Raw genomic sequence first — 10,639 nt, forward strand, 5'->3', positions numbered from 1 at the left:
TGCATTTGCCGGTGTTGGTGTTTTAGCCACTCTGTTTATCCTGTGTACGTAATACTTGTATGTTTAGTCGACGATCTTGCCGCCAGCCGCTTCAATCGCTGCACGTGCACCTTTAGTCACACGTACGCCTTGTACGGTTACTGCTTTATCAAGCTTGCCAGAAGCAAAGATCTTGACCGTTTTGGCATTGGCCTTGATCAAGTTGGCTTTTTTAAGCGTTAACAGATCGATCACATCATCTTTAACATTATTCAATTCGCCCAAACGCACTTCAGCGTAGTGTGCCGACACGCGCGCGGTAAAACCGACTTTAGGTAAACGACGTTGTAAAGGCATTTGACCGCCTTCAAAACCGACTTTGTGATATCCACCGGAACGGGCGTGCTGACCTTTGTGTCCACGACCACAGGTTTTACCCAGAGTAGAGCCAATACCACGGCCGCGACGTTTGCCTGCCGTATTTGAGCCTTTACTTGGTTTTAATGTATTTAAACGCATTTCAATTACCTTCTAAATCGAATTTTTAAGCTTCTTCTACTTTTAGCAAGTAAGAAACCTTGTTGATCATGCCACGGTTTTCCGGGGTATCAATTACTTCAACACTGTGATGCATACGACGCAATCCCAATCCGGCAACACAGGCTTTGTGCGCCTTGAGTCTGCCGTTGGTACTTTTCACTAATGTGACTTTTACTTTTTTGTTAGCCATTGGTTTGTCCACTACTCTTAAATAATTTCAATCGTTAAGCTATTGTATTAACCGACGATCTCGGAAACAGCTTTACCACGCTTGGCGGCAATACTTGCAGGTGAATGCATGCCTTCCAGGGCTTTAATGGTTGCGCGCACCAGGTTGATCGGGTTACGCGAGCCATAACTCTTGGCCAATACGTTACGTACGCCGGCACATTCCAAAACAGCACGCATGGCACCACCGGCAATTACGCCCGTACCTTCCGAGGCTGGCTGCATGTAAACACGCGAAGCGCCATGGCGGCCTTTGAGCGTGTATTGCAATGTGTCATCTTTAAGATTGACGTTAACAATATGACGACGTGCTTGTTGCATGGCTTTCTGGATCGCAACTGGCACTTCTTTTGCCTTGCCATATCCGAATCCAACTTTACCATTCTGGTCGCCGACCACAGTTAGTGCGGTAAAGCCGAATTGACGACCACCTTTCACTACTTTGGATACACGGTTTACCGTGACCAGTTTCTCAACCAGGTCATCAGTCTTGTTTCTATCACCACGTTGCTCTGCCATAATCTTCTCTTACTTCTAAGTGTGCACTTGCGTACTTAAAAAAATTTCAATAAAACCTGTTAAAAGTCCAGACCGCCTTCACGCGCGCTGTCTGCCAGGGCCTTGACCCGACCGTGATACTGGTATCCGGCACGATCAAAAGCCACTTTGCTTAATCCTGCAGCTTTTGCCTTGTCTGCAATTGCAGCTCCTACAGCTTTAGCGGCATCAATGTTTCCGGTGTATTTCAAGCCGTCATTGACCGTTTTGTCCAGCGTACTGGCAGCGGCCAGAACCTGGCTACCATCAGCACTGAAAACTTGTGCATAGATATGACGCGGGCTGCGGGTCACGGTTAAACGTGGAACTCCAAGCTCACGGATCTTTGCTCTGGTACGACGGGCGCGTCGTTGGCGTGATTCACTTTTATTCATTACTGTTCTCTACTAAAAATTCTTGCAAATAATTGAAAAATTAAAAGCCTAATTATTTCTTTTTCGCTTCTTTCATTGCGACGTATTCGCCAAGGTAGCGAACGCCTTTGCCCTTATAGGGCTCTGGTGGACGGTAAGCACGAATTTCCGCAGCTACCTGTCCAACTTTTTGTTTATCGATTCCGCTGACCACCACTTCTGTCTGGCTCGGGGTTTCAACCTTGATACCTTCAGGCACCTGATGTTCAACCGGGTGCGAGAAACCGAGGTTCAAATTCAATTTGTTACCTTGTGCCTGGGCACGATAACCAACGCCACGCAGTTCGAGTTTTTTCTCAAAACCTTCACTAACGCCGGTAACCATATTCTGGACCAGTGAACGCATGGTGCCAGCCAGAGCAATTGCCTGACGACTGTTGTTGCGTGGTTGTACAAGCAGAGAGTTCTCTTCTTGCTCTATGGTCACATCAGTATGCAATTGCATTTGCAAACTGCCTTTGCTGCCTTTGAAAGAGAGTTCTTGACGATTGATCGTCACTTCTACACCTTTTGGCATCTCGACCGGTTTTTTAGCCACTCTAGACATTACTAATTACCTTAATTTGTTATCGCTAATGGTTCTTAAGAGACAAAGCACAGAACTTCGCCGCCCTGACCCTGTGCACGCGCTTCGCGATCTGTCATTACACCTTTGGACGTTGAAACAATCGCAACACCCAGCCCGCCCAATACTTTAGGCAGTTCGTCTTTTGCTTTATAACTACGCAGACCCGGACGACTAACACGCTTGATCACTTCGATCACCGGACGGCCCTGGTAGTACTTGAGATCAACCAGTAAATTCTTGTGCGCGCCTTCCTGAACTTCATTGAAGTCAGCAATATAGCCTTCGTTCTTCAGCACATTCAAAATGGCCTTTTTCTGTTTGGAAGAAGGAATACTTACATTCGCTTTATTTGACAATTGCCCGTTACGAATTCGGGTTAACAGGTCAGCGATAGGATCAGTCATGCTCATGATGTTTTACTCTTGTCTCTTGTGCTTTAAAAGTGTTTACCAACTGGCCTTGGACAGTCCTGGCAATTCGCCACGCATGGCGTACTCACGTAATTTGTTACGACCCAGGCCAAACTTGCGATAGTAGCCGTGCGGGCGTCCAGTCAGGTTACAACGGTTATGCAAACGGCTGGGCGATGCATTACGTGGTAACTTTTGCAGTTTCTGTTGCGCCTCAAAAATCTCGTCGTCGGTAGACTTTGGATTTTTTATGATCGCTTTCAGGGCTGCACGTTTCTGGGCAAACTTGGCAACCGTGCGCTCTCTTTTAAGCTCACGTTGTTTCATTGATACCTTGGCCATAACTATTCTCTTGGGTTACTCGTACTTGTCTTTAAAAATTATTTCTTGAACGGAAAGTTGAACGCTTCCAGCAATGCTTTGCCTTCTTCGTTGGTCTTAGCCGTGGTTGTGATGGTGATGTCCATACCGCGTAGCGCATCTACTTCGTCGTAGTTGATCTCCGGGAAGATAATTTGCTCTTTTACACCCATGCTGTAGTTACCACGACCGTCAAATGATTTCGGGTTCAAACCGCGGAAGTCACGCGTACGTGGAATCGAGATGTTTACCAGACGATCCAGGAACTCATACATTCTGCTTTTACGCAGAGTTACTTTACAACCGATTGGATAACCTTCACGGATCTTGAATCCCGCTACCGATTTACGTGCCAATGTGGTTACGGGACGTTGACCGGCGATCTTGGTCATATCGGATTTGGCATTCTCCAGGATCTTTTTATCAGCCAGAGCCTCACCCACACCCATGTTCAAGGTGATCTTGGTGATGCGTGGAGCCTGCATGTTACTTTTGTACGAGAATTTCTCCATCAACTGAGGAAGAACTGTCTCGTTATAAAATTCTTTTAAACGTGCCATGGTTAATTACTCTTAAAAACTCTTTAATATTACTTTTACTTGGCTAAACCCGGGATCACAGATCCTTGGTAACAATCTCTTGGTTAGAACGATAGAAACGCACTTTACGTCCGTCATCCAGAGTTCTGAAACCGATGCGGTCACCTTTTTTGGTGATCGGGTTGTAATGCATAACATTGGAAATATCCAATGGCATGGTTTTTTCCACGATGCCACCCGGTACGCCGGCATTCGGATTGGGTTTCTGGTGTTTTTTCACCAGATTGATACCCTCAACCAGAATGTTCTGATCTTCCAGCATGACCTCCAGAACCGATCCACGGTTACCTTTGTCTTTGCCTGCCACTACGATGACTTCGTCACCTTTCTTAAAACGTTGCATATCTATTAACTCCCGGCCTTAAAGTACTTCTGGTGCCAGTGAAACGATTTTCATAAATCGTTCGGTACGCAGCTCACGGGTTACCGGGCCAAAAATACGAGTACCGATCGGTTCGAAGCGCGCATTCAACAAAACTGCCGCATTGCCATCGAAACGGATCAATGAACCGTCTGGACGACGCACACCTTTACGTGTACGAACTACTACAGCGTTATACACTTCGCCTTTTTTAACTTTGCCGCGTGGAATCGAATCTTTGACACTCACCTTGATGATGTCGCCCACGTTGGCATAACGGCGCTTAGAACCACCCAACACCTTGATGCACATCATTCGACGGGCGCCACTGTTGTCGGCTGCGTTAAGCATGCTTTGCATTTGTATCATTGCCGCTGTTCCTCTAAAAAATCTTTTTAATTAAAATCTTGATGTTCAATTCGATTAAATTGCAGCGCGCTCGACGATCTCGTGCAAAGTCCAGGCTTTGGTTTTCGAGATCGGGCGACATTCAGTGATCTTGACCAGATCCCCGATGTTGCAATCGTTGTTTTCGTCATGTGCTTTAAGCTTGGTTGATTTGGTGGTGTACTTACCATACAACGGGTGCTTGACACGACGCTCGACAGATACCGTAATCGACTTGGTCATCTTGTTACTGACAACTTTGCCGGTTAGGGTACGAATTACTTTATTTTGTGTAGCTTCACTCATTTTTCACTACCTGCTGAATTCTTTTCTTCCAGAATGGTTTTGATGCGTGCAATATTACGACGGGCAATCGTGAACTCATGTGGCTTCATTGCCTGACCAGTAGCCGCTTGTAAACGCAATTTGAATTGCTCGTCACGTATGCTGAGTAATTCAGTGTTTAACTCATCAGCGGTTTTCTTGCGCAGCTCGGCTGCTTTTAATATTTGACCTGATTTCATCACATCACCTGACGGGAAACGAATTTGGTTGGAATCGGTAATTTAGCTGCCGCCAAACGGAATGCTTCACGAGCGATCTCTTCGCTCACACCTTCCATCTCGTACAGCATACGACCGGGTTGAATCTGGGCTACGTAATACTCCACGCTACCTTTACCTTTACCCTGACGAACTTCGAGAGGTTTTTTGGTGATCGGCTTGTCCGGGAAGATACGGATCCAGATTTTACCGCCACGTTTAACATGACGCGTCATGGCACGACGTGCGGCTTCGATCTGACGCGCTGTAATGCGTCCACGACCAAGTGCTTTTAAACCGTATTCACCGAATGAGACCGAGCTACCCCGGTTGGCAAGACCACGGTTCTTGCCCTTCATCATTTTGCGATACTTAGATCTTTTAGGTTGTAACATTTCTAATTACCCCAGGTTACGCCGCGCCACGGGTGGTCGCAGCCGACAAGCTTGGCATTCCGCCATAAACTTCGCCTTTGAATATCCATACTTTGATACCGATGATCCCGTAAGTTGTCAGGGCTTCGGCAAAACCGTAATCAATATCAGCACGTAAAGTGTGTAGCGGCACACGACCTTCGCGATACCACTCAGAACGTGCGATCTCGGCGCCATTCAGACGACCGGAAACTTTAACTTTGATGCCCTTGGCACCCAAACGCATGGTGTTGGTTACGGCGCGCTTCATGGCACGACGGAACATCACACGACGGATCAGTTGTTGCGAAATTCCTTCAGCAACCAGTTGTGCGTCCAGCTCGGGCTTGCGAATCTCGGCAATACTCATACGCACATCGTTGATATGCATTTTGGTGAGCTTGGCAACTTCGCCGCGTAAACGTTCGATGTCTTCACCTTTTTTACCGATCACGATCCCCGGGCGTGCCGTGTGGATAGTAACGTGCAGTTTTTTGGCTGGACGCTCGATCTGAATAAAGCTGACGGACGCCTGCGATAATTTCTTTTTCAGAAACTCGCGCACTTTATGATCCGCGTGCACATACTTCGCATAGTCTTCCGAATTGGCGTACCACTTCGAAGACCAATCACGAGTTATGCCGAGGCGAATTCCGACTGGATGTACTTTTTGACCCATACGTTTTCTCTAAACTTTGATTACGTTCGTTAAACTAATAATTTGTGGCGCTTATTGGTCAGCGACCTCTACCATAATGTGACTTGTGCGTTTCAGGATGCGGTTACCACGCCCTTTGGCACGAGCACGCATACGCTTGTATACCGGCCCGGCGTCGATCATGATGCTGGATACTTTAAGTTCATCAATATCAGCGCCGTGATTGTGCTCGGCATTGGCAATGGCTGACTCCAATACTTTTTTGACCAGCGCAGCACCTTTCTTGGGCATGAACGACAAAGTGGTTAATGCTTCACTCACGTCTTTGCCACGGATCATGTCAGCGATCAGGCGACATTTCTGTGGCGAGATGCGGGCATGTTTATGTTTTGCTATTACTTGCATGTCATTCAACCTTTAAATTAGCGCTTGGCTTTTTTGTCTGCAGCGTGACCTTTATAGGTTCGCGTTGCGGCAAATTCACCAAGTTTATGGCCTACCATATTCTCCGAAACCAGTACCGGAACGTGTTGACGCCCGTTATGCACTGCAATGGTCAGACCCACCATATCCGGAGAGACCATGGAGCGACGCGACCAGGTTTTGATCGGGCGTTTGTTGTTAGTCTCAATTGCGGTTTGCACTTTCTTTTCGAGGTGCAGATCAATAAATGGACCTTTTTTCAATGAACGTGGCATATCTTTTAACCTTTAATTACTTACGCGCTTTACGACGACGAACAATCATTTTGTCCGTACGTTTGTTACTACGGGTTTTCTTACCTTTGGTAGGCATACCCCATGGACTTACCGGATGACGACCACCGGAAGTACGACCTTCACCACCACCATGCGGGTGATCGACCGGGTTCATGGCAACACCACGTACCGTTGGACGAATACCACGCCAGCGGGTAGCACCGGCTTTACCTAATTTACGCAGACTGTGTTCGTCGTTTCCGACCTCACCAACCGTGGCACGACAATCGGCCATGATCTTGCGCATTTCACCTGAACGCAAACGCAAAGTAGCGTACATGCCTTCACGTGCGGCCAATTGAGCAGAAGCTCCGGCACTACGTGCGATCTGGGCACCTTTACCAGGTTTCATTTCAATGCAATGCACCAGCGTACCAACCGGAATATTGCGTAATGGCATGCAATTACCCGGTTTGATCGGGGCGTGGGTACCGGAAATGATCGGGTCACCGGCCTTAACACCCTTGGGTGCAATAATGTAACGACGTTCGCCGTCTGCATAGATCACCAATGCCAGGTGTGCACTGCGATTAGGATCATACTCAAGACGTTCGACTTTTCCAGGAATGCCGTCCTTGTTGCGTTTGAAGTCAACAATACGGTAATGCTGTTTGTGACCACCGCCGCGATGACGCGTTGTGATACGACCGTTATTGTTACGACCACCGCTTTTGCTTTTCTTTTCCAGCAACGGCGCATACGGTGCACCCTTGTGTAGATCAGCAGTTTTTACCGAAACGGTAAAACGACGACCTGGTGATGTTGGTTTTGCTTTATGTAATGCCATGATAATTACTCAGTCTTTAATTACTCAAGCCCCAGAAAATCAACTTCCTGGCCTTCTGACAATGTCACGTAGGCTTTTTTCCAGTTTTTGCGTTTACCAATATATTGGCCAAAGCGTTTGGATTTGCCTTTAACGTTGAGGATATTCACAGAATCGACTTTCTTGTCCAGCATCAATTCAACCGCCGCCTTGACTTCGGGTTTGGTTGCGTCAACACGGACTTTAAATGCCACTTGACGGTTACCCATCAACAGCATGCTTTTTTCTTTAATATGCGGCTCTACCAGAATTGTGGAGAGACGCTCAGTCAGAACTTGTTTGCTCATCCCAGTTTCTCCTCAAGAATACGTACCGCTCCAACTGTCATGACCACGCGATCGTAGTACAACAAGCTGACCGGATCGATAGACGACACATCGATAACATTGACACGCGGAATATTGCGTGACGAAAGATCAAGGTTCTGGTCATAGCCTTCAATTATGATGAGGGCATTATCCATTTCCATGTCTTTTAATTTATTAACCAGTACTTTGGTCTTAGGCTCGTCCACTGAAAATTCTTCAACGATGACCAGGCGCTCTTGACGCACCAGCTCGGATAACAATGACTGCATCGCGGCGCGATACATCTTCTTGTTAACTTTCTGGGTGTAATCACGCGGTTGAGCGGCAAAAGCACGGCCGCCACCAACCCAGATCGGGCTACGGATAGTACCGGCACGAGCTCGGCCAGTACCTTTTTGACGCCACGGCTTAATACCACCGCCACTGGCAGCAGCGCGGTTCTTCTGGGCTTTGGAACCTTGACGGGCTCCAGCCAGATAAGCATTGACGACCTGATGAACCAGGCTCTCATTAAAATCACGACCGAAAGTTACTTCGGAAACAGTGACGCCATTTGAATTACCATGCATTTGTAATTCCATGATCAAGCGCCTCCTTTGTTTTTATATTTAACGGCATTATTCACGATCAAGTCACCACCTTTGGCTCCAGGTACTGCACCCTTGATCAATAACAGATTGCGTTCCGCATCGATCTTGACCAGCTCAAGGTTTTGATTGGTAGTGCGTTCTGCACCCATGTGGCCCGCCATTTTCTTGCCTTTGAAAACACGACCCGGGGTTTGGTTTTGCCCGATAGAACCCGGCGCACGATGCGCGAGCGAGTTACCGTGGGTAGCGTCTTGCATACGGAAGTTCCAGCGCTTAACACCACCCTGGAAACCTTTACCGATTGAAGTGCCGGTCACATCGACCTTTTGACCCTCATTAAGAGTTTCAACCGTAAACTCTGTACCAACTTCGATATCGGCAGCGTCATCGTCTAGACGGAATTCCCACAAGCCACGACCGACTTCCTGGTTTGCCTTGGCGTAATGCCCGGCAACCGCTTTGGTGACACGTGAAAGTTTACGCGACCCGGTGGTCACTTGAACTGCACTATAACCATCGTTTTCCACAGTTTTAACCTGTGTCACGCGATTCGGTAGTACTTCCACAACTGTCACTGGCACGGATTCGCCCGCATCAGTAAAAAGTCGTGTCATGCCGCATTTGCGACCTACTAGCCCAATAGCCATGTGTTTATACCTCTGTCCTCGGAGCCTGCTATGGCGCCCGTCAACGTAAAAATCTGATTTTGTTGCACTTTTGAAGCCTGATTAGAGACTCGTAAGTTATTGACAAATCAAGTTTTTTTGCAAAAAAAACACCCGTGCACAAATCGACACGGGTATTTCTACTAAATTTTAATTCCGACCAACGATGTGCCGGTTAATGGTAGCCCACTATTATAACAACTTTTTGGCTTACCGCAATACCCAAATCCATAGATTTGGGCTTTAATCAGTTCAACTTGATCTGAACGTCCACACCAGTGGGCAATTCCAGCTTCATTAAGGCATCAACCGTTTTATCGGTTGGCTCAACGATATCCATCATGCGCTTGTGGGTACGGAGCTCATATTGATCTCGTGCGTCTTTATTAACATGTGGCGAGATCAAAACAGTAAAACGCTCTTTTTTGGTCGGCAAAGGAATAGGTCCTTTCACACGAGCACCAGTGCGTTTAGCGGTTTCAACGATCTCTTTGGCCGACTGATCGATCAATGCGTGATCGAATGCTTTCAGACGGATGCGAATATTTTGATTCGCCATGGACTTCTCCAATTAAAGTTTTAACAAAAGCGGTAGATGCAACACGCACCCACCTGATTAATATCACGCGATGATTTTGGCTACTACACCAGCGCCAACGGTACGGCCACCTTCACGGATCGCAAAACGCAAACCGTCTTCCATCGCGATCGGGGCGATCAGCTCAACATTCATTTTGATGTTGTCGCCAGGCATAACCATCTCAACGCCTTCCGGCAGGATCACTTCACCCGTCACGTCCGTGGTACGGAAGTAGAACTGTGGACGATAGCCTTTGAAGAATGGTGTGTGACGACCACCCTCATCTTTGCTCAAGATATAGGTCTCGGCTTCGAACTTGGTGTGCGGGGTGATCGAACCCGGCTTCGCCAGTACCTGACCACGCTCAACTTCTTCACGCTTGGTACCACGCAGCAATACACCTACGTTATCGCCCGCTTGACCTTCGTCGAGCAGCTTACGGAACATCTCAACACCGGTACAGGTGGTTTTGGCGGTGTCTTTAATGCCAACGATCTCGATCTCTTCGCCAACTTTCACAATACCGCGCTCAATACGACCGGTAACTACCGTGCCGCGACCCGAGATAGAGAACACGTCCTCTACCGGCATCAGGAAAGCACCGTCGATGGCGCGCTCTGGCAACGGAATGTAGGTATCCAGTACTTCAACCAATTTGTAGATACTCGGTACGCCGATGTCGCTTTGGTCGCCTTCGATGGCTTTCAGAGCCGAACCGGTCACGATCGGGGTGTCATCACCCGGGAATTCGTACGCTGACAACAGATCACGAACTTCCATCTCAACCAGTTCCAGCAATTCTTCATCATCAACCATGTCGGCTTTGTTCAGATAAACCACGATGTAAGGAACACCAACCTGACGCGACAACAAAATGTGCTCACGCGTTTGTGGCA

At 47.7% G+C, this 10,639-nt stretch carries 22 protein-coding genes; all 22 read right to left on the reverse strand.

Annotated elements, in window-relative coordinates; all coding sequences use genetic code 11:
- Window positions 1-63: 63 nt before the first annotated feature.
- Window positions 64-498, reverse strand: a complete 435-nt coding sequence (gene rplO / locus HKN88_00755) for a 50S ribosomal protein L15 (protein NNC96581.1) — start codon at window positions 496-498, stop codon at window positions 64-66.
- Between the two features lie 25 nt (window positions 499-523).
- The gene (gene rpmD, locus HKN88_00760) at window positions 524-709 is read right to left on the reverse strand and encodes a 50S ribosomal protein L30 (protein ID NNC96582.1); all 186 of its coding nucleotides are present in this window, start codon (window positions 707-709) and stop codon (window positions 524-526) included.
- 47 nt (window positions 710-756) lie between these two features.
- Window positions 757-1,266: a 30S ribosomal protein S5 gene (gene rpsE, locus HKN88_00765; GenBank protein NNC96583.1), complete on the reverse strand. Its 510-nt coding sequence runs from the start codon at window positions 1,264-1,266 to the stop codon at window positions 757-759.
- Window positions 1,267-1,325: 59 nt separating this feature from the next.
- Window positions 1,326-1,679, reverse strand: coding sequence for a 50S ribosomal protein L18 (gene rplR / locus HKN88_00770; GenBank protein ID NNC96584.1), 354 nt, complete (start codon window positions 1,677-1,679; stop codon window positions 1,326-1,328).
- 52 nt (window positions 1,680-1,731) lie between these two features.
- A complete protein-coding gene (gene rplF, locus HKN88_00775; GenBank protein NNC96585.1) occupies window positions 1,732-2,265 on the reverse strand; it encodes a 50S ribosomal protein L6 in 534 nt (177 codons plus the stop codon).
- 35 nt (window positions 2,266-2,300) lie between these two features.
- Complete coding sequence (gene rpsH, locus HKN88_00780) at window positions 2,301-2,696, reverse strand: 30S ribosomal protein S8 (protein ID NNC96586.1); 396 nt, start codon at window positions 2,694-2,696, stop codon at window positions 2,301-2,303.
- Window positions 2,697-2,732: 36 nt separating this feature from the next.
- The gene (gene rpsN / locus HKN88_00785) at window positions 2,733-3,038 is read right to left on the reverse strand and encodes a 30S ribosomal protein S14 (protein NNC96587.1); all 306 of its coding nucleotides are present in this window, start codon (window positions 3,036-3,038) and stop codon (window positions 2,733-2,735) included.
- A 38-nt stretch (window positions 3,039-3,076) separates the two neighbouring features.
- On the reverse strand, window positions 3,077-3,616 hold the full coding sequence (gene rplE, locus HKN88_00790) for a 50S ribosomal protein L5 (protein NNC96588.1): 540 nt from the start codon (window positions 3,614-3,616) through the stop codon (window positions 3,077-3,079).
- Window positions 3,617-3,671: 55 nt separating this feature from the next.
- The gene (gene rplX, locus HKN88_00795; GenBank protein NNC96589.1) at window positions 3,672-3,998 is read right to left on the reverse strand and encodes a 50S ribosomal protein L24; all 327 of its coding nucleotides are present in this window, start codon (window positions 3,996-3,998) and stop codon (window positions 3,672-3,674) included.
- Between the two features lie 18 nt (window positions 3,999-4,016).
- Entirely contained in the window at window positions 4,017-4,385 is a 369-nt protein-coding gene (gene rplN / locus HKN88_00800) for a 50S ribosomal protein L14 (GenBank protein ID NNC96590.1), read from the reverse strand.
- 54 nt (window positions 4,386-4,439) lie between these two features.
- Window positions 4,440-4,709 (reverse strand): 30S ribosomal protein S17, encoded by a 270-nt coding sequence (gene rpsQ / locus HKN88_00805; protein NNC96591.1) that lies wholly within the window; start codon window positions 4,707-4,709, stop codon window positions 4,440-4,442.
- The gene (gene rpmC, locus HKN88_00810) at window positions 4,706-4,927 is read right to left on the reverse strand and encodes a 50S ribosomal protein L29 (protein NNC96592.1); all 222 of its coding nucleotides are present in this window, start codon (window positions 4,925-4,927) and stop codon (window positions 4,706-4,708) included. The genes rpsQ and rpmC overlap by 4 nt, the downstream gene beginning before the upstream one ends.
- On the reverse strand, window positions 4,927-5,340 hold the full coding sequence (gene rplP, locus HKN88_00815; GenBank protein ID NNC96593.1) for a 50S ribosomal protein L16: 414 nt from the start codon (window positions 5,338-5,340) through the stop codon (window positions 4,927-4,929). The genes rpmC and rplP overlap by 1 nt, the downstream gene beginning before the upstream one ends.
- A 16-nt stretch (window positions 5,341-5,356) precedes the next feature.
- The gene (gene rpsC / locus HKN88_00820) at window positions 5,357-6,037 is read right to left on the reverse strand and encodes a 30S ribosomal protein S3 (protein NNC96594.1); all 681 of its coding nucleotides are present in this window, start codon (window positions 6,035-6,037) and stop codon (window positions 5,357-5,359) included.
- Window positions 6,038-6,088: 51 nt separating this feature from the next.
- Window positions 6,089-6,421, reverse strand: a complete 333-nt coding sequence (gene rplV / locus HKN88_00825; GenBank protein NNC96595.1) for a 50S ribosomal protein L22 — start codon at window positions 6,419-6,421, stop codon at window positions 6,089-6,091.
- Window positions 6,422-6,438: 17 nt separating this feature from the next.
- The gene (gene rpsS, locus HKN88_00830; protein NNC96596.1) at window positions 6,439-6,714 is read right to left on the reverse strand and encodes a 30S ribosomal protein S19; all 276 of its coding nucleotides are present in this window, start codon (window positions 6,712-6,714) and stop codon (window positions 6,439-6,441) included.
- Window positions 6,715-6,730: 16 nt separating this feature from the next.
- Complete coding sequence (rplB, locus tag HKN88_00835; protein NNC96597.1) at window positions 6,731-7,561, reverse strand: 50S ribosomal protein L2; 831 nt, start codon at window positions 7,559-7,561, stop codon at window positions 6,731-6,733.
- 20 nt (window positions 7,562-7,581) lie between these two features.
- Entirely contained in the window at window positions 7,582-7,887 is a 306-nt protein-coding gene (gene rplW, locus HKN88_00840) for a 50S ribosomal protein L23 (GenBank protein NNC96598.1), read from the reverse strand.
- Complete coding sequence (gene rplD, locus HKN88_00845) at window positions 7,884-8,489, reverse strand: 50S ribosomal protein L4 (GenBank protein ID NNC96599.1); 606 nt, start codon at window positions 8,487-8,489, stop codon at window positions 7,884-7,886. The genes rplW and rplD overlap by 4 nt, the downstream gene beginning before the upstream one ends.
- Before the next feature lie 2 nt (window positions 8,490-8,491).
- The gene (rplC, locus tag HKN88_00850) at window positions 8,492-9,145 is read right to left on the reverse strand and encodes a 50S ribosomal protein L3 (GenBank protein NNC96600.1); all 654 of its coding nucleotides are present in this window, start codon (window positions 9,143-9,145) and stop codon (window positions 8,492-8,494) included.
- Between the two features lie 265 nt (window positions 9,146-9,410).
- Window positions 9,411-9,722, reverse strand: a complete 312-nt coding sequence (gene rpsJ / locus HKN88_00855; protein ID NNC96601.1) for a 30S ribosomal protein S10 — start codon at window positions 9,720-9,722, stop codon at window positions 9,411-9,413.
- Between the two features lie 63 nt (window positions 9,723-9,785).
- Window positions 9,786-10,639: elongation factor Tu (locus tag HKN88_00860; GenBank protein NNC96602.1), on the reverse strand; the 854-nt coding region annotated here is incomplete at its 5' end.

It is taken from the genome of Gammaproteobacteria bacterium, from assembly GCA_013001575.1.
In the GTDB taxonomy this organism is placed as follows: Bacteria; Pseudomonadota; Gammaproteobacteria; order Steroidobacterales; family JABDMI01; genus JABDMI01.